22 protein-coding genes are annotated in these 23,873 nt (G+C 37.3%); 13 read left to right on the forward strand and 9 right to left on the reverse strand.

The features are described 5' to 3' along the window. The first annotated feature begins 55 nt into the window (after positions 1 to 55). The 8 genes from H6G25_RS09595 to H6G25_RS09630 all read left to right on the forward strand — a co-directional run bounded on the left by H6G25_RS09595 (position 56) and on the right by H6G25_RS09630 (position 6,395). Positions 56 to 517 (forward strand): ATP synthase subunit I, encoded by a 462-nt coding sequence (locus H6G25_RS09595; RefSeq protein WP_190392280.1) that lies wholly within the window; start codon positions 56 to 58, stop codon positions 515 to 517. Between the two features lie 52 nt (positions 518 to 569). Next, the gene (atpB, locus tag H6G25_RS09600; RefSeq protein ID WP_028091266.1) at positions 570 to 1,325 is read left to right on the forward strand and encodes a F0F1 ATP synthase subunit A; all 756 of its coding nucleotides are present in this window, start codon (positions 570 to 572) and stop codon (positions 1,323 to 1,325) included. 192 nt (positions 1,326 to 1,517) lie between these two features. After that, a complete protein-coding gene (gene atpE / locus H6G25_RS09605) occupies positions 1,518 to 1,763 on the forward strand; it encodes an ATP synthase F0 subunit C (protein WP_028084042.1) in 246 nt (81 codons plus the stop codon). Between the two features lie 144 nt (positions 1,764 to 1,907). Further along, positions 1,908 to 2,399, forward strand: coding sequence for a F0F1 ATP synthase subunit B' (locus H6G25_RS09610; RefSeq protein ID WP_028084041.1), 492 nt, complete (start codon positions 1,908 to 1,910; stop codon positions 2,397 to 2,399). 140 nt (positions 2,400 to 2,539) lie between these two features. Then, on the forward strand, positions 2,540 to 3,103 hold the full coding sequence (locus H6G25_RS09615; RefSeq protein WP_028084040.1) for a F0F1 ATP synthase subunit B: 564 nt from the start codon (positions 2,540 to 2,542) through the stop codon (positions 3,101 to 3,103). Beyond that, the gene (atpH, locus tag H6G25_RS09620; protein ID WP_190392281.1) at positions 3,100 to 3,654 is read left to right on the forward strand and encodes an ATP synthase F1 subunit delta; all 555 of its coding nucleotides are present in this window, start codon (positions 3,100 to 3,102) and stop codon (positions 3,652 to 3,654) included. Before H6G25_RS09615 ends, atpH begins: the two co-directional genes overlap by 4 nt. 108 nt (positions 3,655 to 3,762) lie before the next feature. After that, on the forward strand, positions 3,763 to 5,283 hold the full coding sequence (gene atpA, locus H6G25_RS09625; RefSeq protein ID WP_028091269.1) for a F0F1 ATP synthase subunit alpha: 1,521 nt from the start codon (positions 3,763 to 3,765) through the stop codon (positions 5,281 to 5,283). A gap of 164 nt (positions 5,284 to 5,447) precedes the next feature. After that, entirely contained in the window at positions 5,448 to 6,395 is a 948-nt protein-coding gene (locus H6G25_RS09630; RefSeq protein ID WP_190392282.1) for a F0F1 ATP synthase subunit gamma, read from the forward strand. Between the two features lie 159 nt (positions 6,396 to 6,554). Here the strand turns inward: H6G25_RS09630 and H6G25_RS09635 are convergent, their stop codons facing one another. After that, positions 6,555 to 7,766: an HhoA/HhoB/HtrA family serine endopeptidase gene (locus tag H6G25_RS09635; protein ID WP_190392283.1), complete on the reverse strand. Its 1,212-nt coding sequence runs from the start codon at positions 7,764 to 7,766 to the stop codon at positions 6,555 to 6,557. Positions 7,767 to 7,973: 207 nt separating this feature from the next. Between H6G25_RS09635 and H6G25_RS09640 the strand changes: the two genes are divergently transcribed. Both H6G25_RS09640 and menH read left to right on the forward strand, forming a co-directional pair. After that, a complete protein-coding gene (locus H6G25_RS09640; protein ID WP_190392348.1) occupies positions 7,974 to 8,345 on the forward strand; it encodes a metal-sensing transcriptional repressor in 372 nt (123 codons plus the stop codon). A 25-nt stretch (positions 8,346 to 8,370) separates the two neighbouring features. Continuing rightward, positions 8,371 to 9,195 carry a 2-succinyl-6-hydroxy-2,4-cyclohexadiene-1-carboxylate synthase gene (gene menH / locus H6G25_RS09645; protein ID WP_190392284.1) on the forward strand — a complete coding sequence of 275 codons (825 nt, stop codon included), beginning with the start codon at positions 8,371 to 8,373 and terminating at the stop codon, positions 9,193 to 9,195. Here menH and H6G25_RS09650 read toward each other — a convergent pair. Together H6G25_RS09650 and H6G25_RS09655 are read right to left on the reverse strand one after the other, a co-directional pair. After that, the gene (locus tag H6G25_RS09650; protein ID WP_190392285.1) at positions 9,182 to 10,228 is read right to left on the reverse strand and encodes a DUF1611 domain-containing protein; all 1,047 of its coding nucleotides are present in this window, start codon (positions 10,226 to 10,228) and stop codon (positions 9,182 to 9,184) included. The genes menH and H6G25_RS09650 overlap by 14 nt on opposite strands. Next, the gene (locus tag H6G25_RS09655; protein ID WP_190392286.1) at positions 10,212 to 11,264 is read right to left on the reverse strand and encodes a dipeptide epimerase; all 1,053 of its coding nucleotides are present in this window, start codon (positions 11,262 to 11,264) and stop codon (positions 10,212 to 10,214) included. Before H6G25_RS09655 ends, H6G25_RS09650 begins: the two co-directional genes overlap by 17 nt. A 106-nt stretch (positions 11,265 to 11,370) precedes the next feature. Between H6G25_RS09655 and H6G25_RS09660 the strand changes: the two genes are divergently transcribed. Both H6G25_RS09660 and ftsH read left to right on the forward strand, forming a co-directional pair. After that, complete coding sequence (locus H6G25_RS09660) at positions 11,371 to 11,943, forward strand: NUDIX hydrolase (protein WP_190392287.1); 573 nt, start codon at positions 11,371 to 11,373, stop codon at positions 11,941 to 11,943. A gap of 203 nt (positions 11,944 to 12,146) precedes the next feature. Further along, complete coding sequence (gene ftsH / locus H6G25_RS09665; protein ID WP_190392349.1) at positions 12,147 to 13,982, forward strand: ATP-dependent zinc metalloprotease FtsH; 1,836 nt, start codon at positions 12,147 to 12,149, stop codon at positions 13,980 to 13,982. 64 nt (positions 13,983 to 14,046) lie between these two features. Here ftsH and H6G25_RS09670 read toward each other — a convergent pair whose 3' ends face one another. Continuing rightward, entirely contained in the window at positions 14,047 to 14,634 is a 588-nt protein-coding gene (locus H6G25_RS09670) for a hypothetical protein (RefSeq protein WP_190392288.1), read from the reverse strand. Then, positions 14,631 to 15,008, reverse strand: a complete 378-nt coding sequence (locus H6G25_RS09675; RefSeq protein ID WP_242034922.1) for a hypothetical protein — start codon at positions 15,006 to 15,008, stop codon at positions 14,631 to 14,633. Before H6G25_RS09675 ends, H6G25_RS09670 begins: the two co-directional genes overlap by 4 nt. Before the next feature lie 284 nt (positions 15,009 to 15,292). On the opposite strand from H6G25_RS09675, the gene H6G25_RS09680 reads away from it, so the two are divergent. Beyond that, complete coding sequence (locus H6G25_RS09680; RefSeq protein WP_028088620.1) at positions 15,293 to 15,670, forward strand: hypothetical protein; 378 nt, start codon at positions 15,293 to 15,295, stop codon at positions 15,668 to 15,670. Positions 15,671 to 15,678: 8 nt separating this feature from the next. Here H6G25_RS09680 and H6G25_RS09685 read toward each other — a convergent pair whose 3' ends face one another. The 4 genes from H6G25_RS09685 to H6G25_RS09700 all read right to left on the reverse strand — a co-directional run bounded on the left by H6G25_RS09685 (position 15,679) and on the right by H6G25_RS09700 (position 23,872). After that, positions 15,679 to 18,726 carry an N-6 DNA methylase gene (locus tag H6G25_RS09685; protein WP_190392289.1) on the reverse strand — a complete coding sequence of 1,016 codons (3,048 nt, stop codon included), beginning with the start codon at positions 18,724 to 18,726 and terminating at the stop codon, positions 15,679 to 15,681. A 27-nt stretch (positions 18,727 to 18,753) separates the two neighbouring features. Further along, complete coding sequence (locus H6G25_RS09690; RefSeq protein WP_190392290.1) at positions 18,754 to 19,992, reverse strand: lipid-A-disaccharide synthase; 1,239 nt, start codon at positions 19,990 to 19,992, stop codon at positions 18,754 to 18,756. 633 nt (positions 19,993 to 20,625) lie between these two features. Next, positions 20,626 to 22,080, reverse strand: coding sequence for a DUF1802 family protein (locus tag H6G25_RS09695; RefSeq protein ID WP_190392291.1), 1,455 nt, complete (start codon positions 22,078 to 22,080; stop codon positions 20,626 to 20,628). Between the two features lies 1 nt (position 22,081). Continuing rightward, positions 22,082 to 23,872, reverse strand: coding sequence for a hypothetical protein (locus H6G25_RS09700; protein ID WP_190392292.1), 1,791 nt, complete (start codon positions 23,870 to 23,872; stop codon positions 22,082 to 22,084). Position 23,873: the final 1 nt, after the last annotated feature.

Raw genomic sequence — 23,873 nt, forward strand, 5'->3', positions numbered from 1 at the left:
TTTGGCTGACTGGATGTGCGGTCATCATATTTAAACTGTACTAGTTTCAAATGCCGTGAGCTTGTCAGACGAACCAATTACGCCCACTCAGACAGGACAACAAGATGATAAATCTGGTTTTGAGGACACAAAACCAATAAATTCCTCCATGGGGGAGTTTTATCAACTCTATCGAGAGTTGATATTGATCACACTTGTTTTAACAGGGATAATCTTTATCTCCGTCTGGATTGCTTATTCACCAAACATTGCTCTAAATTATTTATTAGGGGCGTGTGCAGGTGTGCTTTACTTGAGAATGTTGGCGAAAGATGTTGAAAGGTTAGGAAGGGAAAAACAAGAACTGAGCAAAACTCGGTTAGCCTTGTTAGTAGTGCTGATTCTCCTGGCTGCAAAGTTGAATCAACTGCATATACTACCCATATTCTTGGGATTTCTGACCTACAAAGCCACACTCATCATCTATGTAGTTAGGTTAGCGTTAATCTCTGACTCATCCACGCTCCGGCAACCTTAAAACGCTCCTCTTCTCCAGGTAAAATTGGAGAAACGATTGAATTGGAAAGAAAATGCTGAATTTTCTGAATGTCTACTCCCTTCCGCTTGCTGAATTGGAAGTGGGTAAACACCTGTACTGGCAAATAGGCAACTTGAAGCTACATGGTCAGGTGTTTCTCACATCTTGGTTTGTTATTGGCGTACTCGTCCTAGCTTCCGTCTTGGCCAGTAGTAACGTCAAAAGGATTCCTAGTGGCTTACAAAACTTGATGGAGTACGCCCTAGAATTTATTCGAGATTTGGCCAAAAACCAGATTGGCGAGAAAGAATATCGCCCCTGGGTGCCGTTCGTAGGCACTTTGTTTTTGTTCATTTTTGTGTCAAATTGGTCAGGGGCATTAGTTCCTTTTAAGTTAATTCATCTGCCAGAGGGCGAACTGACAGCACCCACAAGCGACATTAACACAACTGTTGCCTTAGCGTTGTTGACATCATTAGCGTATTTTTATGCAGGATTCAGCAAAAAGGGTTTGGGTTATTTCGGTAACTATGTGCAACCAGTTTCCTTCATGTTGCCATTCAAGATTATTGAAGATTTCACAAAACCTCTGTCCCTAAGCTTCCGTTTATTCGGTAACATCTTAGCTGATGAACTAGTCGTGGGAGTGCTGGTACTATTAGTACCCTTGTTCGTGCCTCTGCCAGTAATGGCTTTGGGACTATTTACCAGCGCCATTCAAGCACTAATTTTTGCCACCCTCGCAGCAGCCTATATTGGCGAAGCGATGGAAGATCATCATGGCGAAGAGCATGAGGGAGAACACTAAACCCCCTCAGATGAAAACAGTCAGCCATTAGGGGAAACAGGACACAGGTGACAGGTGACAGAGAATAGGTGACAGGTGACAGAAATTAATCATCTCAAAACCGACCACTAACAACTGACAACTAACAACTGACAACTGACAACTGACAAATACAACACCCAACCGTATCTCTAAAAGCAAGGAAAGAATATCATGAATCCATTAGTTGCTGCTGCTTCCGTTATCGCCGCTGCTCTAGCTGTAGGTTTAGCTGCAATCGGCCCCGGTATTGGTCAAGGTAATGCAGCAGGACAAGCTGTAGAAGGTATTGCTCGTCAACCAGAAGCTGAAGGCAAAATTCGCGGTACATTACTGTTAAGTTTGGCGTTCATGGAAGCTCTAACCATCTACGGTCTAGTAGTCGCTCTAGTGTTGCTGTTTGCTAACCCCTTCGCATAATCACAACTGAGTTCTGACTGCGGGCGTGAGCAATCACGTCTAAACAGAAAGTTATGAACTTATACTCATAACTGATGAAATGACTGGGACACGCAAGCTATCAGAACTCAGCATTAACATTAATGTAGATAGGAATAAGCAATCATGACACACTGGATCACCTTATTGGCCGTGGAAGAAGTTGCCAAAGAAGGGGGACTGTTTGATCTAGATGCTACTCTGCCCTTAATGGCAATCCAGTTTCTAGTATTAGCCCTGATATTGAACGCAACTCTTTACAAGCCCTTGGGTAATGCAATTGATGGCCGGAATGAATATATCCGTACCAATAATTTAGAAGCCCAAGAACGCTTATCAAAAGCCCAAGCATTAGCCCAGCAATACGAACAAGAGCTTGCTCACAGCAGAAAACAAGCTCAAGCAATTGTTGCTCAAGCCCAAGCCGAAGCCCAAAAAATCGCTGCTCAAAACATCGCCGCAGCGCAACAAGAAGCCCAGGTACAGCGAGAAAAAGCAGCCAGTGAAATTGAGCAGCAAAAACAACAGGCTCTAGCTGCCTTGGAAACACAAGTAGATGCTCTCAGTCGTCAAATCCTGGAGAAGCTGTTAGGTGCTGATTTAGTAAGTCAACGCTAACTTGTGAAAACAGTCATGGGTCATGGGTGATTAGTAGTCATTAGTTATTGGTATTGAAAACAACTAACAAATGACGACTGACAACGGACAACTGACAAAAAATTTGGAAAATTGGCAGCGCAGTTAGTGGATAAAGAATCATGGGGACTTTTTTACTGTTGATGACGGAAGCCAGCGCCGTCGGAGGTGAATTGGCACTAAGCAAGGGAGAAAGTGGGTTTAGTCTAAATACGAATATTTTAGATACTAACCTGATTAACCTGGCTATTATTATTACTGTGTTGGTTGTATTTGGCAGCAAGGTTTTAGGTAGTACCTTAAAATCTCGCCGAGAAAATATTGAATCAGCAATTAAGAGTGCAGAGCAGAAGGTAGCAGAAACCGCAGCCAAATTGAAAGAGGCACAGCAAAAGCTGGAACTTGCTCAAGAAGAAGCTCAAAGGATCAAACAAACAGCCGAATTAAACGCCCAGAAGGCTAAAGATGCCATTTTAGCCCAATCCGCTGTAGATATTCAACGGATGCAGGAAGCAGGGGCGGCTGATTTGAATTCTGAACTAGAAAGAGTGATAACTCAACTAAGACAAAAAGTAGTCTTACAAGCACTACAAAAAGTTGAAGGACAACTCAAAGCTGGTATTAGCGACGATGCTCAACAGGCTTTAATTGCCCGTAGTATCGCACAATTGGGAGGCGAGATATGAAAAGTAATGCTGCAGCAGCTGAAATATCCCAGCCTTATGCACAGGCACTATTGTCTATTGCTCAGTCTCAAAATTCAACAGAAGAAATTGGGACAGATGCAAAAACTTTTCTGGGTTTATTAACAGGTAGCCAAGAACTGAATAACTTTTTGGCCAATCCCTTTGTGAAACCAGAGAACAAAAAAAATCTGCTCAAACAATTACTTGGGGAAGGTGCAAACCCATACCTACGTAATTTTTTACTGCTATTAGTTGACAGAAGACGCATCGCCTTCAGTGAACCAATTTTACAGCAGTATCTAGCGCTATTACGGCAGTTAAATCAAACCGTATTGGCAGAAATTACTTCTGCTGTTCCTCTCACAGAAGGCCAACAGCAAGCAATTACAGAAAAGGTAATTACGCTTACCAAAGCTGCAAAAGTAGAATTAGCTACCAAAATAGACAGTGATTTAATTGGTGGTGTAATTATCAAAGTTGGTTCTCAAGTGATTGACGCTAGTTTGCGTGGTCAACTACGTCGTCTCTCTTTGCGTTTAAGCAGTAACTAAATGGGTAATAGGTAATAGGTAATAGGTAATGGGTAAAATTTTCCTCCATCACCAATCACCAATCACCAATTATCATTAACTTCTTTGTGAAACTAATTAGCACGACAAATGAGCATTTCCATTAGACCAGACGAAATCAGCAGCATTATCCAACAACAAATCGAGCAATACGACCAAGAGGTTAAAGTTGCTAACGTTGGTACAGTGTTACAAGTTGGTGACGGGATTGCCCGGATTTATGGCTTAGAAAAAGCTATGGCTGGGGAACTCCTAGAATTTGAAGATGGCACCATTGGTATCGCCCAAAACTTAGAAGAAGATAACGTTGGTGCGGTATTGATGGGTCAAGGTCGGGACATTCAAGAAGGTAGCTCCGTAACCGCTACCGGTAAAATCGCCCAAGTAGCTGTGGGTGAAGCTTTAATTGGTCGGGTTGTAGATGCTTTGGGTCGTCCCATTGATGGTAAAGGTGATCTCAAAACTACCGAAAGTCGGTTAATTGAATCCCCCGCCCCTGGTATTATCGCTCGTCGCTCCGTCCATGAACCGATGCAAACAGGGATCACCGCTATTGATTCCATGATTCCCGTCGGCCGTGGTCAACGGGAATTAATCATTGGTGACCGACAAACAGGGAAAACAGCGATCGCTATTGATACCATCATTAACCAAAAGGGTGAAGATGTTGTTTGCGTTTACGTAGCTGTCGGTCAAAAAGCTTCCACCGTTGCTAACGTAGTCCAAACTTTACAAGAAAAAGGCGCTATGGACTACACCGTAGTCGTAGCAGCTAACGCCAGTGACCCAGCTACTTTACAATACTTAGCTCCCTACACAGGCGCTAGTATTGCTGAGTATTTCATGTACAAAGGCAAAGCGACCTTAATTATTTATGATGACCTTTCTAAGCAAGCACAGGCTTACCGTCAAATGTCCTTGCTGTTACGTCGTCCACCCGGTCGGGAAGCTTATCCTGGAGATGTATTCTACATCCACTCCCGCTTGTTGGAACGCGCGGCTAAATTGAGCGACGAATTGGGTAAAGGTAGTATGACTGCTTTACCAATTATCGAAACCCAAGCTGGTGACGTATCCGCATATATTCCTACCAACGTAATTTCTATTACTGACGGTCAGATTTTCTTGTCTTCTGACTTGTTTAACTCTGGTATCCGTCCCGCTGTTAACCCCGGTATCTCTGTATCCCGTGTAGGTTCTGCGGCTCAAACCAAAGCCATGAAAAAAGTTGCTGGTAAAATCAAGCTGGAATTGGCTCAGTTTGACGATTTACAAGCTTTCGCTCAGTTCGCTTCTGATTTAGACAAAGCCACTCAAGATCAGTTGGCTCGTGGTGCGCGTTTACGGGAATTGTTAAAACAGCCTCAAAACGACCCTCTCTCCGTCGCTGAACAAGTAGCAGTTCTTTACGCTGGTATTAATGGTTATTTAGATGACATTGCAGTTAATCAAGTAACTACCTTTGTTAGAGGTTTACGTGATTACCTGAAGAATGTTAGTACTGCTTATTACCAAGGCGTACAAGGCACAAAAGTTCTCGGTGATGCAGAGGAAACTGCTTTGAAAGCAGCACTAACCGAGTTCAAAAAGACCTTCCAAGCAGCAGCGTAAAAATTTTGGATTTTGGATTTTGGATTTTGGATTACATAGACTTATCCCGAAATTAGATATCGGCCTCTAAAATAGGGGGATTTGATGTTTATTTGCAGATGAGTCTAATCTAAAATCCGAAATTCCGAATCTAAAATCTAAAATCTAAAATCTAAAATCGGATTATGGCTAATCTCAAATCAATACGCGATCGCATTCAGTCGGTCAAAAACACCAAGAAAATCACGGAAGCCATGCGACTGGTAGCAGCGGCCAGAGTCCGTCGCGCTCAAGAACAAGTAATTGCTACCCGTCCCTTTGCTGACCGTTTAGCACAAGTATTGTTTGGCTTACAAACCAGACTGCGTTTTGAAGATGTGGACTTACCCCTACTGAAAAAACGCGAAGTTAAATCAGTCGGCTTGTTAGTAATTTCCGGCGATCGGGGTTTATGTGGTGGTTACAATAGTAACGTCATTCGTCGCGCTGAAAATCGTGCTAAAGAACTTCAAGCTGAAGGTGTAGGCTATACTTATGTCTTGGTTGGCCGCAAAGCTACCCAATACTTTCAGCGACGGAATCAGCCTATAGATGCTACTTACAGCGGTTTAGAACAAATTCCTACCGCAGCCGAAGCAACAAATATCGCTGATGAACTGCTTTCTCTATTCCTTTCCGAAAAAGTAGACCGGATTGAGCTAGTTTATACAAAATTTGTCTCCTTGGTTAGTTCTCGTCCCGTAGTCCAAACCCTTCTCCCTTTGGATACCCAAGGTTTAGAAGCAGCGGATGATGAAATTTTCCGTTTAACTACCCGTGGTGGTCAATTCCAAGTAGAACGGGAAAAGGTAACTAGTACGGTTGCACCCTTACCCCGCGATATGATTTTTGAACAAGATCCAGTCCAAATCCTGGATTCTTTGTTGCCATTATATCTGAGCAATCAGTTATTACGGGCTTTACAAGAATCAGCGGCTAGTGAACTAGCAGCACGGATGACAGCGATGAGTAACGCTAGTGATAATGCGGGTGAGTTGATTAAAACTCTGTCTTTGTCCTACAACAAAGCTCGTCAAGCCGCAATTACCCAGGAACTACTGGAAGTTGTCGGTGGTGCAGAAGCACTTACTTAATTTATTTGGTAGTTGGTGATTGGAATCATAAAATTAAAATAAAGTATGACCAATCATCAGTTGCAATACCTTTGAACCCTCGTAAATTGGCAAAGGTATTGCCCAACCAACACCACTATTCTGCCTTTCGGGGTACACCGAAGCATACCCATACAGTAACTAGGAAAGATCTTTTAACTCAGCGGTACGAACTGAAAGTATTTGTGTTTGATTACCTCTTTGGATTTTTACCTGCAAGGCTTGACCCAGGGTAGTGTCTTCTACTATGGATTGTAATTGTTCCGCACTGGTGATAGCTTTATTGTCAATTTGCACAATCACATCTCCACGACGGATACCTGAAATTGCAGCGGGAGAATCACGAACAACCCGCAAGACTAAAACTCCTTTGACTTCAGGAATCGTAAACATGGAGTTAGGATCACTGTTATTTTGTTTTGCTAATTCTGGTGTTAATGTCACCATTTGTACACCTAAGTAAGGGTGAGCTACTTTACCATTGCGTTGTAATTGAGTAGCGATCGCTTTAGCTTTGTCAATAGGAATTGCAAAACCGATACCCATGGCATCAGCGCGAATTGCTGTATTAATTCCAATTACTTCTCCTAAACCATTTAATAATGGTCCACCAGAGTTACCAGGGTTAATCGCTGCGTCGGTTTGAATGAAGTCTAACCGTTTATCGCTGATACCAACCTGAGCGCTAGAACGTTTTAAGGTGCTGACAATTCCCAGAGTAACGGTATTATCAAATCCTAACGGATTACCAACGGCGATCGCCCAATCTCCCACCTGAACATTACGAGAAGAACCTAAAGGTGCTACGGGTAAATCATTACCAGCATTAATCTTAACTACTGCCAAGTCTGTAACTTCATCAATACCACGGACTTTACCTTCAAAAGTGCGACCATCTTTCAGACGGACTGTGACTTTATCAGCTTTGTCAACTACGTGAGCATTGGTAAGAATTACGCCGCTTTTGTCAATAATAAAACCAGAACCTAAACCCCGTAACTGTTCAGTCGGTGATTGTTGGGGAAAACTATCACCAAAAAACCGCCGAAAAAAGGGATCTTCCATAAAAGGATCATTGCGGCGCGTAATCGTTCTTTCTGTATCAATTCTGACTACTGCCTGTCCAACACGATTCACTGCTGTTGTCACAAAACTATGACCACCAATCGCAGCAGCAGCGGAAGATGGCTTTTGAGCCACTTTTGTTAATGACTCCGTGACAGGGTTAGGACCCGGTTCTGCTACGGAAGGTAACACCCGCAGGGAGGTAACAGTTAACAGCACTCCCATAAAAATCGCTAAAATATGGGTACTGAGTTGTCGGATAGACGGGGATATTTTGGGAAATCGCATAATCACAACCTAATCTACAAGCCTAGTTTTTGCTGTTTCTTGATAAATCTATCTACACTTATTTTTACAGATCAGATTCAGAATTTCTGTTTATTGACATTTTGACTCAATTTTAAGTTTCTTTGATGTTGTGGAATCTATTTTTTTCAAGCTAAGATACTAGTTAATGCCAAAATGCCAAAACAAAACAAATATCAGTATAATAGCATGAATAATGGATCAACCCCACTAACTAACGAATCCCTAGCTACATTAGAGCCAGGAGAGCATTCACACCATCACAATCATACAAATCATACACATTCTCATGTCCACAGTGAAGAGTCTTTACGGCGAATTATTAACCGACTTTCGCGCATAGAAGGCCATGTACGTGGTATTAAAAATATGGTACAACAAAATACTTCATGTCCTGATGTATTATTACAAATTGCGGCTGTCCGTGGTGCATTAGATAAGGTAGCACGCATTGTGCTAGATGAACATTTAACTGAGTGTATCGCTAGAGCTGCCCAAGAAGGTAATATGGAATCGGAAATTGAACAATTAAAAGCCGCTTTAGATAGATTTTTACCCTAATTCTTAACTTTTGACTGCGGTATTTATGACTGGGAATCAATATCAATTTCACTATTTTTTAAATCAAAATGCACATAAACCAATAATTCTATTTTTACATGGTTTTATGGGTAATATTTATGAATTTGATCAAGTCATCAAATTACTATTTGATGATTTTTCCTATCTGATTATTGATTTACCTGGACATGGAAAAACTCAGGTTTTAGATGATGAATACTATACCATGCCATCTACAGCCACGGCCATTATACAATTATTAGATCAATTAAAAATTGACCAATGCTATTTAATTGGTTATTCTCTGGGAGGAAGATTAGCTTTATATCTCACTCTTCATTTTCCCAGTAGGTTTATTAAGGTTATTTTAGAATCTGCTTCCCCTGGTTTAGCAACAGAAATGGCCAGGTTAGCTAGAATTAAAAGTGATGCTCAAATAGCTAGGAAATTAACGAGAATAATCAATAAAGATGATTTTTATCACTTTCTCAATAATTGGTATGAACAACGGATTTTTGGGAAAATTAAAGATCATCCCCAATACCAATGTATGATCGCAAGTAGATTAACAAATCATCCCCCAAATTTAGTCAAATCATTGCAGTTTATGGGAACAGGTTCTCAACCTTGTTTATGGGAATTACTCACAGAAAATACTATTCCTCTCCTATTATTGGTGGGAGAAAAAGATGAAAAATTTATTGATATTAATATAGCAATAACTGAAAAATGTAAGTTTGCTAAATTACAAATAATTCATGATGTTGGACATAATATTCACCTGGAAAATACCTTAGCATTTGTGCAGAATATTCAAGATTTTTTCTCCCCTTCTTCTAATTTTGCATAACTGCATTCAACAACAATTCAGCCCCGAAACGAATGGGATCTGTACAAGGTAGTCCGGTTTCTGTTATGATTTGAGCGATCGCATTTTTTGCCTCTAATTCCTCTAAATTCCTGGTATTTAAAGCTATACCCACAACCTTAGCATTACCAAAAGCACCAGCACCACGGGCAACGATTTCATACATTTGGATCACTTCCGGTAATGGGGGAATCGGTATACCGGGATTATTACGGTTGTGAGTTTGTCCCGCTTGATGTACTAATATTAAATGTGTAGGTTGAGAACCGCGAATTAACGGTAAAGTTGCTGTTGAACCGGGGTGTAAAAGAGAACCTTGCCCCTCAATTTGCAGAATGTCGTAATGTTGACCAAAACGCATGACTAACTGTTCCACCGCACCAGCCGCAAAGTCTACCCGCACAGCATCTAAAGCCACCCCTTCTCCTTCCAACATTAACCCAGTTTGACCAGTGGCTAAAAACTTGGAACGTAAACCCCATAATTTAGCCGTCCGATGTAATTCTAGACTAGTGGACATTTTTCCAATGGCCATATCCGTTCCCACTGTCAAAACTCGGCGACAGGGTAAAGTTCGCGCCAGTCCAGATGCTACATCTAAATTGACCGGTTCTCTCCGTACATCCCAAATTAATTGTCCTGGTTTGAGGAGGGCATTTAATTCAGGTATATTTGCTAGGGGTGTATGTAATCCATTTACCAAGGACATTCCAGCTTTGAGAGCATCTTTGATATCAGTCCAATAATCATCAGGAACAGCACCACCTTTGGGAGCAATCCCAATTACTAAAACTTCTGGCTTATACTGTAATGCTGCTGGTATAGATGCCACAATTGGCACATCTCGTTGAATACCTGTTAACTCTACTAAAGATTTACCTACAGATTCTCTGTCAATTACAGCCACAATAGGGGATTCACTATAGCGTAAAATTGATAACCCTGTTTTTCCTTGAACTCCAGTAATTCCCTCATGGAGAAGAATTGCTATTTTTTGATTAAGCGACAGACGCACTGTATTTTACTCCTAAACCAGGTAAATTATTTGGCAAAACTCTCCCATTTTCTACCAGCGCACCGCTAAAAGGATCATCAATTAAATTCAAATGACTATCTAAATCTAAATAATCAGCTAATGGTGCAAGTTGTAAAGCGGCGGTATTAGCCAGAGAACTATCAGAATAGCAGCCAAACATCACTTGTAAATTATGAGCTTTGGCTGTATGTACCATTCGCATGGCCTCGGTAATTCCCCCAGATTTCATTAACTTAATATTAATTCCATCTACATTATCAGCTAATTGGGGAATATCCGCACTAGTAAAGCAACTTTCATCAGCGAAAATAGGTAAGGGGGAATGTTTTTTCAACTTGGCTAAATTTGCTTCTTCACCTCTTGCTAAGGGCTGTTCTATGTATTTTATCCCTAAATCAGCTAACCAACTACACATATTAATAGCATCTGCTAAATTCCAACCTCCGTTAGCATCAACAAATACATCTTTTTCCCCTGTTGCTTCCCGTACTGCTAAAAGCATTTTTTGATCTGCTTCTATTCCTTGTGTTGAACCTAATTTGACTTTGAATAACTGCACATCCATAAATTGTAACCAGTCTTGGGTTCTGGCTTTAGCACCTGCTGGGGAATTAATTCCAATTGTTACCGATGTTGATACTATAGCACTTTTATTTAGTCCCCAAAGTTGCCACAAAGGTAAACCTAAGCGCTTACCTAGCCAGTCCTGTAATGCCATATCTAAGGCTGCTTTCACAGCAGAAGGAATTTGCATTTGTTCTAATAGTGACTCAATTTCCTGTCTTTGCCAAGGGCTAAATTTCTGAAATATAGGTATAATTTGCTCTATATTATTTATAATTTGCTCAGTAGTTTGTCTGTAGTTACCCACACCAAAGGGAGATGCTTCTCCCCAACCCTCAATCCCTTCTTGTGCGATTTTTAACCATACATTTGTTGTTTGTGCTGTTGTTCCGCGACTAATTGTTAAGGGAAATCGTTTATTAACGGTAAAGGGTTGAAAATTAATTTGCATAAGTATATTAAAATATCTTAAAATGGGGAAAAGGAGTATATTAAGAATCAAGAAAAGCCGTCCTGGAAGGACGGGGCTTGTATCCCATATTTTCGGTCATGAAATTATGAATAATTTACAGAAATGGCAAATACTAAGCTCAAAAATGGTCATAGATGAGCCAATGTGTCAAATTCGACAAGATCAGATAGAATTGCCAAATGGTAAAATCATAGACGATTATTTTATCAGTATAAAACCAGATGTTGCTATAATTCTACCCATTACTAAAAATCAAGAGATTATTTTTGTGCGTCAATATAGACACGCTATAGGGGAATTTGTCATGGAACTTCCTGCGGGTAGATTTGACGTAAATACAGAAAATCCAGAAAGCGCAGCAGTCAGGGAATTACGCGAAGAAACGGGCTATTGGGCAGAAAATGTGCGAAAAATCGCAACGCTTTATGATAAACCGAGTAAAGACACTAATCAAATACATTTATTTTTAGCGGAAAATGTGGTGAAAGTAGGAGAACAACAAAATCTGGATATTACTGAGGAAATAGAAGTAATTTTAATTTCTATAGATTCAGTATTTAAGTGCATTGCTGAAGGTGAAATCTCTGTAACTGGAACTATTGCGGCTCTTTTCTTGGGTTTAAGCAATAGGTCTTCTATTCTTCCTAGTACAATATAAGCTGTTACCTGTCACCTTCTGTCCTATCACCTGTTAATAATCAAGTCTGGCAGTTACACTAGATTAGGAAACTGTAATTTCTAGATATGACAAGTTCTCAGAAAAACAGGCATAAAGGATAACTATATATGAAAAATTCGCACAAAAATTTTTGGAAGAAACAGCATTTATCAGCTTCTTCGCCAACTCACGCTTTAACTGGTATGATAACTGCTGGGTTGATTATGTTACCTGGTATTGTGAATATTAATCCAGTTTTAGCGCAGCAAAAAACAGAGCGTAATTCTTTAACTTATGGGGAGTTAATTCAGAAAGCGGATAAAGGCGAAGTAAAAAGGGTTGAATTGGATCAAACTGAGCAGATAGCTAGGGTTTATTTAACTGGACAAAAGCCGAATACACCTCCTCTACAGGTGCGCCTTTTAGAGCAAAATCCAGAATTAGTGAATAAACTTAGGGAAAAAAATGTTGATTTTGGTGAGGTTTCCTCCGCTGGAAACAGGGTTGCTGTGGGGTTGTTAATTAATCTCATGTGGATTTTACCCCTGGTGGCTTTAATGATATTATTCCTGCGTCGTTCTGCGAATGCTTCTAACCAAGCCATGAGTTTCGGTAAATCTCGCGCCCGCTTTCAAATGGAAGCAAAAACCGGGGTCAAATTTGCTGATGTCGCAGGAGTGAATGAAGCCAAAGAAGAATTAGAGGAAGTTGTGACTTTCTTAAAACAGCCGGAAAAATTTACCGCTGTAGGTGCGAAAATTCCCAAGGGTGTGTTACTAATTGGACCGCCGGGAACTGGGAAAACTTTACTAGCAAAGGCTATTGCGGGTGAAGCAGGTGTACCTTTTTTCAGTATGTCTGGCTCGGAATTTGTGGAGATGTTTGTTGGTGTGGGTGCTTCCCGTGTCCGTGATTTGTTCAAAAAAGCTAAGGATAATGCTCCCTGTATCATTTTTATTGATGAAATTGACGCGGTAGGTAGACAACGGGGTGCGGGTATTGGTGGGGGAAATGATGAACGAGAACAAACTCTTAACCAGTTATTAACGGAAATGGACGGTTTTGAGGGAAATACGGGGATTATTATTATTGCTGCTACTAACCGCCCTGATGTTCTAGATTCGGCTTTGTTACGTCCAGGACGCTTTGATAGACAGGTAATTGTAGACGTTCCAGATTTGAAGGGAAGAGAGGAAATTTTGACAGTCCATGCTCAAAATAAGAAGATTGACCCTAGTGTATCATTAGAAGCGATCGCTCGGCGGACTCCTGGGTTTACCGGTGCTGACTTAGCTAATTTACTCAATGAAGCTGCTATTTTGACAGCCAGAAGACGCAAGGAAGCAGTCACCGATTTAGAAGTTGATAATGCGATAGATCGAGTAGTTGCGGGTATGGAAGGAACTGCTTTAGTAGATAGCAAAAGTAAACGCCTCATTGCTTATCATGAAGTGGGACACGCTTTGGTAGGTACGTTGGTTAAGGATCATGATCCTGTACAAAAAGTTACTTTAATTCCCAGAGGACAAGCATTAGGTTTAACTTGGTTTACTCCCAATGAAGAACAGGGTTTAATTTCCCGTTCCCAGATTTTAGCGCGAATTGCGGCAACTTTGGGCGGTCGTGCAGCGGAGGAAATCGTTTTTGGTCAAGCGGAGGTGACTACCGGTGCGGGAAATGATTTACAACAGGTGACTAATATGGCTCGACAAATGGTAACAAAGTTTGGAATGTCTGATTTAGGTCTAGTTTCTTTGGAAAATCAAAATTATGAGGTATTTTTAGGCCGGGACTGGATGAATAAATCTGAATATTCGGAGGAAATTGCTGCTAAAATTGATGCTACAGTTCGGGAAATTGTCAGCAAGTGCTATATTCAAGCTAAGGAAATCATCCAGGAAAACCGTTTAATTTTGGAGCGGGTGGTTGATTTGTTGATAGAACAAGAAACTATTGACGGTGATGTTTTTCGGAAAATTGTCGCCGATAATACTGCAATTCAACTAAAAACTCATGAGCCGGTAGCCGTACCTTATTAATTTAGATAATTTTTGTAGAGACGTTCCATGGAACATCTCTACTTTTTTCTGATTAAGAAAAACATCAAAAAGATTGTTCCAGAACTTTTTTAAATGGTAGTTTAACATTGTAATTAGCAGGAATTTTATCTCCCACTATTACCTCAATAACTGTATATGCAAGATCGTGAAAAAATGATCTACAAGATCCAATTTCTCCAAATGTACCCCATTTAAAATAAATTTCACCAGAACCAAATATTGAACTAATTCCCGGTTCTTGCAGTTTCAATTTTGCACCATTAAAAACACTATCTGCATATTCTTCTGGTATCCCAACTCTCACCACATCTAATGATAATGCAAGGGAAGAATTAACTTCTCTTTCCACTTCCGTGGAAACTGCTACTTTCAAGACTAATTTACCCGAATCATTTGGCTCAAATGTAGCCCCCAAGCAGCCATATAAAAACCTAGCCCCTAGAGGTGCTAATATCTCTATCATTACTTCTTTTTTAGAGAATAAACCCATCTTTGCACTTTCAAGGATGACCTCTATTTTTTCATCTACAACAGGATAGAAAACAGGTCGAAAATCTCCAGGAAAATAAAATGATTCGTTATTCCAAATCCGAGCTTTTCCGGTTATACCTAAATCTAATACTTTGATCATGAGTCAATCCCCCAAGCTGTTCGCCAATTTCTGTTAAAATCTTCTGGGTAAGCTTTAATTACTTCAGGATGATATAAACTGTATGGTGATACACTATAATGTGCTATTGCCATAGAATGTGCCGCATACCAATCATAACCTTTTTCCATGAGTTCTGCTTCTTTTAGTTCATGAAAGTAAAAACTAGCATCAGAATTACATATTTTCTGTCCCAAATCTAAAGCTGTTTGTAGTCTATCAATCATGTTTTGGTTGGGTAAGAACTCATTAAACTTACTGATATGTTTTCTGACTATATCAACTTTCTCATATTCAACATCATACTCTTGATTAGTTAATGTTCCAAAAAACATTTCATCAGAATTTACAGACAAAAGAAGAACTCACTTTTACCTAACTTACAGCGATTTTCGGGTAAATGAACCACATTTTATATCTCACGCAAAGGCGCAAAGACGCAAAGGAAGAAAGGAATAGAAAAATTAGCTTGTGGTACAAATACATGAAAACTGCTGTAATTGCACTGTCTCAGGATCAGCATAAATAATAACCGTACTTTACACAAGAGATTCCCTAACCAGTCCATAAAAATCTCCCCATGGTGGGATTTAGGGACAGATAAACGCTAAAATTAGCAATTGGAGAGTTAAACTATGCTATGTTTGATATATTGCCTTTTCGCTTTGAAATAGATAAAGTTGCGATCGCTGGTACTTGTTTATGGGCTTTAGCGTTATATTTGAGTTTTTCACAGGTTAGAGAATGGGTAACGACACAACTCAACCGCTGGTTTAATTTTGCTGAACGTTTCCTATACACTAGTCAATCAGAATTTGACAAGACTCGTCAAGCCAGAGAAGCGCAAAATTCCTTTTATGCTTCACTATTTAGCATTTTCCCCTTTTTAATATTTGGTGGTTTATCTAACTGGATTTTAGATATCAGTTTAGGTAATAGCTGGGGAGTTAGCACTGGAATACTTGTTTGTATGGGCGCTGGTGTATATGAATTAGGACGCAGACAAGGGGAAGAATAAATTTAAGTTTATGTATTTTGAATACTTTCAATCATAGTTATTTCTGCATCAGTTAATTCATAGAGTTCATAAACTAATTGATTGATTTGTCTATCAGTGGCTTGAATTTGTTGCTGAATCATTCTTTTGGCTGGGGGTGTGTTTGCTTGATTGAGTTGTTGATGAAGATAAAGCATTTGTTCAACCAGTTTAACTATTTGATTATGAATCTTTTTTTCTTTTGAACTAGAAAAATCAATCAATCGAATTGGTAATTGTTCAATAAACTGAGTAAAATAACGAAAAAAGCCTCCTCGCATTGTTGTACTAATATTTTTGAGATAAAAATCCAATAATTTACTATTAAGTAATCCTAAAATATATTTAATTGATTCTTCCACGTTACTCTTAAGTGTAATTCCATAGCCACTAGTAAAAGCATAATCTCCTTTATCGTCCCAAGCAAAACAAGCTCGATTTGCAATATCAGGAACTAATATTTTAGGACCTTTCATAAATTCAATATTTTTAGGATAAATATAAGCATACCAACTCGAACCGAACATTTTTCCTTTTTCTCTATTTTCCAAAAATGGTTTATTTTGCATGAGATAATCAAAAGTTAAAGGGAATTGAGTACGCATTTTATCCTCATTAATAAGCTGAACGTTTCCATTAATTAACTCATAAGGAACAATTAGTAACTTTCCAGAATATAAAATTTGATATGGTTTTATTTCCTTACCTTGTAAAAACAGAGAAGTTAAATTAGATTCAATTGTGAATATTCTATCTAAAGCTTTAGAATATACTTGCAATAAATTATCCTCCTGAGAAATCAAATCTAAAACATATATTTTATTAGCACTGGTTCTGATACCTTGAGAAATATTATTTTTTATTTCACTTAACTTAACAAATCTAGAGGTTTTAAATTTATCAAAAAATACAGAATTTTTAATTTTACCAAAATCCCATTTTCCATCTGTAATAGATTCATTAATTATCAATGTTTCTTCCGTACTACCATCAACAATCCATTGAAATAAATCCTTAACTTGAATAAAGGTTAATTCTGATTTTTTTGTTTTAGATAAGAAAAATAAACAAGTATAAGTTGAAACCTTGGGAAACACTTGTTGATCTCCAAAATGCACTATTTTATGAAGATATTTACCTTCAGCAATTAATTTTCTGATAGATTCCCCATATTGAGCATTAAAAAACTTATGGGGTAAAATAAAACCTAAATAGCCATCTTTTCTTAATAGTTCTAATCCCTTTTCCACAAAGACAACATAAATATCATAGTTTCCCTTACTAGCAGAAACATACTGTTGTTTATAAAATTCAACTTCTAAAGCAGCCCATTCTTTTAAAGCTTGGATTCTAATATAGGGAGGATTACCAATAACTACATCAAAACCACCTCGTTTCATAATAACAGAAAAAGCCGATTTCCAGTCAAAAATATTAACTCTATAAGCCGTATTTTCGTCTAAAAAATTTAATTGAGTGTGTTGATAAAATTCTGCGTCTATCAAGGTATTACCACACTGAATATTATCATCTAAATCAGGTAAAGCCCGTTCTTTAAATAACTGTAATTGTCTGGTAATTGTTTCTCCTGATTCTCCTTCTAATACCTTTAATAACAAAGATAACTTAGTCGTTTCTACCGCTTGTTGATCAATATCAACACCATAAATATGAGTTAATAAAATTTGCTTTCTCTCACTTGCGGTTAAACGCCATTGATGATCTGAAATTTGGTAGAATTTATTTTTGTATTTCTTGGGATTTTGCAGATATTGTTCTAAATACCAATCTAGGAGAAATTGATAGGCCACAATTAAAAAAGAACCTGAACCACAAGCAGGATCAAGAATTGTTATATCTTGGATTTTTTCTGGTTTCTTATTTTCTAAAACCTTACCAATAGTTTGTTTAATAATATAATCAACAATATAACTAGGAGTATAATAAACACCTCCAGCTTTTCTTACTTCCGGTTTATCTTCAATAACTGCTTGACGACTTGCAGATATTTGAATGACTTTACCTAAAAATTGTTCATAAACTTGTCCTAAAATTTCCACAGGAATCACAGAAAATTCATAAGGACTTTCTGGAGGATAGAGTTTTCTAATAATTAATGTTAAAATAGCATCATCTATAGTTAAATTCAAAGTAAAATCATCAGGATTTTCTCGTCCTTTTTCACCTTGGAAATGGAATAAACCCGAATTATAGCGATAATCTGCATTGATAAATAACCGCCCTAACTCTTGATAAAAATTCTCCAACTTTAATAAATTATATAACTGTTGATAAGGTTCAATTCCTCTATCTTCACAAATGCGTAAAAAGACAATTCTATTAATCGTCATTTGCACAGCAAAATTTAACTCTCTTTGTTGAATTTGGGGATTTTTCCAAACAATATTAGCAGCTAAATTTTCTCGCCAAATTTCAATTTCTTGGAGAAATTTTTGATCAACAGTAATCCCAGATTTAACTTTAGTTTCTGCAAATCTTTCTAAAGAACCATTTAAGACAGCTTCCTTAGAAAAAAGATCATAAATCTCTTGCCATTTTTCTACATATTTTGTATAATGAAAATGTTTGATTCTCGCTATCAATGGAGAATCATTTTTATTTGGCATAATTCGACAATCATAAACTGCAAATTCTTCAAAATCTGTTAAAATGCTTAAAGGTAATTTTGCAGACCAGCCATAACGTCTGACTTGAAAAGCCGCACTCATATTATTACCAACATTAACAGCGGGTTTTTTCGCTTCCACAAAAAACTTTCTTGTTCCCCCAACCCAAAAACTATAATCAGGTGCTTTGGCTTTGTTTGCGTCGCTAATTTTTAAAGAATCTTCATGAACAACGTCTTTATAAATATCAGAAGTTTGTCGTTCATTATTAATATCCCACCCTAAAGCAGCAAAAAAAGGATTAATAAACTCAATTCTAGTTTGTGTTTCATTAATTCCCCCCGCACGATACAATTCTATCGAAGAGTGAAAATGTTCAACAAGTTTAATAATGGTATCAGGTGCTTTCATATCTGAAAAAATGTTTTTTATATAAATCTATAATAACTCTTTTTTGACCAAAATTGCCAACTTTTCCGCAGCCCCACCTTCACCCCTCACACTGCGTAATTTATGACGAATAGCCTCTAATTTCTCTGGATTTTTTAACAAATCTAGAACCATTTCTCCCACTTCCTCTGGTTGCAATTTACCTACTAATTCTGGTACAATTTCTGCTTGCGCCCAAATATTTGGCCAAGCTAATAAACCCTTATTTTTTGACATCCACCAATTAATTATTTTAGCAAAAAAAGAGCCTAATATCGGTAAATTCGCTAATATTCCTGGTAAACCATCCCAAGAACGCATTGCATCTAATTGTTGCATGGGTAATAATACAATCATGGGTACTGCTAACGCTCCTAATTCTGCGGTATTTGCACCAACTGTAGTTAAACAAATGGAACATTGAGACAATAAATGATAAGCGGGATTTTCTTGTTTTAATTCTACTGTTAAACCTGTAGAAGTTAGGAAATAATTATCTATTAAATCAGCACCTTGAAAATTAAATGCTTTTGTAAATGGGTTCTTTTCAGGATTAGCAAAACTGGCTAAAGTTGGTAGATCTAAAGTTGGCGCAACAGGAATAAAAAACTTTGTCTGGGGTAATTTGCTGTGAATATATTCAGCAATAGCTAAGGTTAAAGGTACACCTTGGGTTAATTTCGCTGCTTTTGAACCTGGTAAAAGTCCAATAATGTTAATTTGAGTTTGGGGATTTTCAATTTTAGATGTGATTTCATTCTCTGCTGCTTCTAACATTAAATCACCAATTACCGTAAATTTATCTGCATATTTTGGAGCAACATTTTTCGCAACTTGTGCTTTCATAATGGCAAATTTATCTATAAAATTGTGCCAACGTGCTTCCCATTCCGCATAAACTACAGTTTTATATCCTAACTTTTTACCAATAATAACGGGAAAAATTTGATCACCACCTAAAAATATAACCACACCTTGATTTCTCCATTGCCAATTTTCGGCGGTTTTTCCCCACAGTAAAAATTGCCAAAAATGTTCTGGTGCTTGAACTCTATCAACCTCCGAATAACCCAAAGCTATAGCAGTTTCTTTACCACTAGCATGAGGACAAGGTGATAATATTACAGAAATTCTGACCTGAGAAATATCATGTCCTAGTTGTTTTCTCAATGCTTTGACAACAGGAAGTACCCAGGTTGTTACCTCCCCTGGTCCATTGGAAAGAATCAGAATATCTACTGGAGTCATTTAATTATTACCTCATCAGTTATAAAATATGATTATACTGGTATAATGAATCAAAAGAACAAAACGGAATCTATAAATTAGAATCTCAATGAGATATGGTGACAAGGTATCTAAAGTTTTGTATCATAGTTAATCAAATTCATCACAAAATCAAATAACAATGTACTATGGTAATTAGTAGCGTAAATGTGCAATGCTTCCCTTACTGTTTTCAAAGGATGTCAGGTAAGCTACACCCTGATTTACTAATAGCAGAATGTGGTGGCTTTGACGAGTAAACCTAGCTGGGTGAAACTAATGTCTAAGGAAAAAAAAGGTAATAAAGAGGCTAAAAAGCCTAAAAAAGATCCCAAAGACAAAAAGGAGAAAAAAGACCCAAACAGATATGATGGTTTAACTAAGTAAGAAAGATTAAGATGAGAATTTCTGGTAGGGTATCATAAGGGTTTTAGGCTATTAGCTTTTAACAGATTAAGGTCATTATCCCTGTAAATAGATGGATAATGACCTTTGATTTTTAAAGTAAATATGGCGTTGCTGATTTGAGGTATGAAAATGATTTTTGGTGTGACACTTGCGTAAGTCATAGCTAATAAATAAATATCATACCCCAATTCAGCAACGTCGTTATTTTTAATTAATTGGTAAATCCCGGAGATAATAAAAGCGATCTTTTTTCCAATCATCTTCTTTAATTCTTCCCAAATATCCTGTTAATGGTGATGATAGTTCTATTAAAATGTCGTGCATTTCTTGAATGTTCAATATAGTTTGTGGTGGATTAGAAACATCATAAACACCCTCAATATACTCAATTCCCACTTTTTTGTCAGCCTTTTTAATTAACTGCACTAAATGCGATCGCAATTTAATCTCTTTTTCTACTTTATCTATATATTCGTTAATTTTATCATCAATTTGTCCTGGTTCTAAGTATTGCTTTAATTCAATTAAGTTTATCGCACCGGGATATTTTGCTTTGAGTTCAACTAATTTTTGTAATGTCATAGCTTTGATAATACTGACTTTAGAGATTTGAGCAGATTCTTTCAAATTTTTAGTAGGTTCACCAGGTCCAATAATTAACCGCACAGCTTGAAGATAATTTTCTTGAAGATGTCTTTTACCAATTCTATCTAATTCTCCTACTGTGTTATGAGGAATGCTTTTACCTGCTTTACATTCGCAAACTAAAGAATAAGGTTGTGAACAATATAAATCTAAACCTCCAGCACCACCTTTGTGATCTTCCTCTACTTTAAATCCTAAAAAATTAAAGCTTTTGCGTGTAACAATTTCAAAATTTGTACCTGCTTGATAGTTGCTTATAGTATCATCTTTTTCTATACTTCTATCTCCTAATGTTGTAATTGTTTTTATCCAATCTAAACTTTTATCTAATTTTGGAATAGGTGGAACACTATACCAGCCTAAAAATTGCTTAATGTCATGATTTAGATTTTCAATATCTCGATTAGTTTCTGAAATATTTTCACATTTAAACTGTAAAGCTTCTATATTTTGGTATGGAGAAATATTTCCAGATAAAATTAGGCTTTTCCGTTGGCTAAAACTAGAATCAGAAACTACAGAAATATCATTTTCATTTGCATTGCTTATTATATCCTCTGATTTAGTCCAATAAAATGAACCTGTATCTGTTGGTGTATTAACTATGCAAGGTTTAGAAAGATGATAAACTCGCAATATCAACAACTTGAGAACTTTCTGCTGTTCAAATATATTTTCTAAAGCACTCAAATTCCAAATTGTTGATTGTGCAACTTTCGGTAAAAGATCCTTTTGATCAGGATTAATACGCCATTGATATTCACAACGCGCCCAAAATTTAAGATGAATAGGGTATGTTGAATATTTAGCCCAGGAATTTCTAGCTTTTGCTAAATACTCAGGTTGATAATATTCCTCTAAACTGAGGTTATTTGGGAGTTGTTGAGATGGATATAACCAAGATGCTTTACCTTCAGGTTGAAACTGTTTAAAAGGTACTACAATCAATTTTCCCAAAGCCAGCATTTCCACATCAAAAGCTGGTAATTGAATTCCATTTATTATTTGAATACTCATATCACACCGGCGCACTCAAAATTTCACAAATTAATAGATTATCAGCAGCAAGACCTAAATCTTTCACAAATTGTTTTACTTCTTCTTTAGTAAATCCATAGTCTTCAGATTGTTCATAAATTTTCTGAATCGCTACTAGAGGTTTCATATCATTTTTTTTCAAAACCACTACTTCACCTCCCTGTTCTTTTTCCAGTTTTTCTTTTAGCGCATATCCAATTTTCCAACTTCTCGGAACATCACTAGAACGGATTAAACAACCACGAGTAAGTCCGTATTTATCGTAGTTTACTAATCTCGTCATTACTGCATTAAATGTTTTACCATTTGTTGTTTCACATATTCTTACCCCAATTTTTACCTCGCATATATTCAAGCAGTCATAACCATAGATAATAAAATGTAAATCATGTATTGCATCAGAAACTTTTTTAACTTCTTGAATTACTACATTTTCTGTACCACCATTAGGAATCATAGTCATAGCACAGAAAATTATTGCTGCTAATTGATCATCATCTTTCATGGGTATACGAATGCGTTTAAGTAACTCCTGGTACTTCTCCAAAAAAGTTTTCTTCTTATCTATTACTTTTTCAAATTCATCAGCACACCATGTCATCAGAGAACGCGCACCAGCGGATTCACTAGCAATATGTTTGATTTTACTTTCTTCAAAGGGATATAAATGAGGATAATCTTCAGAGTTGAGATTATTTTTTTTATAAAACAAATCTAGTCTGAGTTTAACCAATTCTATAGTCTGTTCAGTAGTAGGTGGTTTAGCTCTAACTGATCTTTGACCAACTCGATCTGGGATACCACTTCCCATTTGTTCAATTTGTATCCATGTGTCACTAATAACGCAGCAAATGAGAATTACATTAGTACATTTAAGATAAATTTGATCGATACATTTAGCAACATTTTGAGCAGGACTATCTCCAGAATCATTATCAGTACCAGCACTATCTAGTTGATCAAAACAAATTAAAACTGGCAATGATGCTATTTCAGCTAATTTACAAATTTGTTGCATCATCCAGATAGATTTGTCTTCTTGTAAATCAACTGAAAATTCAGGTAATCCTAATTTTTTAATTTCTGAATGATCCTCACCTTTAATCCAGGCTAAAGCAATTTGAGCATCTTTGACATTTTTCAACAACAAAAATAATATTGCTCTGAGAAAATTGAAATCAATTCCAGTTTGATTTTCTAAGATTGCTTCCACCAATTCATCAAAAAAGCCTGATAGAGTAGCTTTACTTTGACTAGCTACAATATATTTTCGTAACTCATCAGGTGAATTACATTTTTCAATATATGAGCGATATTTATCCTCAAACTCTGATCCTTTTAAAGTATTAATCGCTGCTGCTGCTAATTTCTGCCATTGGGTAATTCCTTGACTATCTTGATGGGTAAAACTATCAGCCAAGTAAAAACGTACATGAGAATTAATTCGTTTAGGATTAGCATAAGGACCAATATAGGCGAAAACTGAACCTCCTTCTTGTGTTATTTTTTTCCATAACCTATGGATAATATGACTTTTACCAGTACCTCTATCACCTTTAATTGCAATTCCAATTTTAGGAGAATATTTTTGACGTACTTCAGTAATTGCATCAAAAATTCTTTCATCAATATGTTGATTAAGTCCAGGTAAATCATGAATAACAACATCGCCCCAAACTGCATCCTCAGAAATTACTGGAATCGAACTAAAAGGATTTACAGATTTTTGACGTGCTTGTTCAAATAAGGCATATATATCTGTGTTTGACATG

This window comes from Dolichospermum sp. FACHB-1091 (assembly GCF_014697585.1).
Classification (GTDB): domain Bacteria; phylum Cyanobacteriota; class Cyanobacteriia; order Cyanobacteriales; family Nostocaceae; genus Dolichospermum.

Bases quoted from the DNA above. Each gene is read 5' to 3' on its own strand.
- H6G25_RS09640 (WP_190392348.1), top strand. From the start codon at position 7,974: ATGAATAATGGATCAACCCCACTAACTAACGAATCCCTAGCTACATTA.
- H6G25_RS09660 (WP_190392287.1), top strand. From the start codon at position 11,371: ATGAATAATTTACAGAAATGGCAAATACTAAGCTCAAAAATGGTCATA.
- H6G25_RS09610 (WP_028084041.1), top strand. From the start codon at position 1,908: ATGACACACTGGATCACCTTATTGGCCGTGGAAGAAGTTGCCAAAGAA.
- H6G25_RS09635 (WP_190392283.1), bottom strand. From the start codon at position 7,766: ATGCGATTTCCCAAAATATCCCCGTCTATCCGACAACTCAGTACCCAT.
- atpA (WP_028091269.1), top strand. From the start codon at position 3,763: ATGAGCATTTCCATTAGACCAGACGAAATCAGCAGCATTATCCAACAA.
- ftsH (WP_190392349.1), top strand. From the start codon at position 12,147: ATGATAACTGCTGGGTTGATTATGTTACCTGGTATTGTGAATATTAAT.
- H6G25_RS09655 (WP_190392286.1), bottom strand. From the start codon at position 11,264: ATGCAAATTAATTTTCAACCCTTTACCGTTAATAAACGATTTCCCTTA.
- menH (WP_190392284.1), top strand. From the start codon at position 8,371: ATGACTGGGAATCAATATCAATTTCACTATTTTTTAAATCAAAATGCA.
- H6G25_RS09685 (WP_190392289.1), bottom strand. From the start codon at position 18,726: ATGAAAGCACCTGATACCATTATTAAACTTGTTGAACATTTTCACTCT.
- H6G25_RS09700 (WP_190392292.1), bottom strand. From the start codon at position 23,872: ATGTCAAACACAGATATATATGCCTTATTTGAACAAGCACGTCAAAAA.
- H6G25_RS09695 (WP_190392291.1), bottom strand. From the start codon at position 22,080: ATGAGTATTCAAATAATAAATGGAATTCAATTACCAGCTTTTGATGTG.
- atpE (WP_028084042.1), top strand. From the start codon at position 1,518: ATGAATCCATTAGTTGCTGCTGCTTCCGTTATCGCCGCTGCTCTAGCT.
- atpB (WP_028091266.1), top strand. From the start codon at position 570: ATGCTGAATTTTCTGAATGTCTACTCCCTTCCGCTTGCTGAATTGGAA.
- H6G25_RS09670 (WP_190392288.1), bottom strand. From the start codon at position 14,634: ATGATCAAAGTATTAGATTTAGGTATAACCGGAAAAGCTCGGATTTGG.
- H6G25_RS09690 (WP_190392290.1), bottom strand. From the start codon at position 19,992: ATGACTCCAGTAGATATTCTGATTCTTTCCAATGGACCAGGGGAGGTA.
- H6G25_RS09680 (WP_028088620.1), top strand. From the start codon at position 15,293: ATGTTTGATATATTGCCTTTTCGCTTTGAAATAGATAAAGTTGCGATC.
- H6G25_RS09630 (WP_190392282.1), top strand. From the start codon at position 5,448: ATGGCTAATCTCAAATCAATACGCGATCGCATTCAGTCGGTCAAAAAC.
- atpH (WP_190392281.1), top strand. From the start codon at position 3,100: ATGAAAAGTAATGCTGCAGCAGCTGAAATATCCCAGCCTTATGCACAG.
- H6G25_RS09615 (WP_028084040.1), top strand. From the start codon at position 2,540: ATGGGGACTTTTTTACTGTTGATGACGGAAGCCAGCGCCGTCGGAGGT.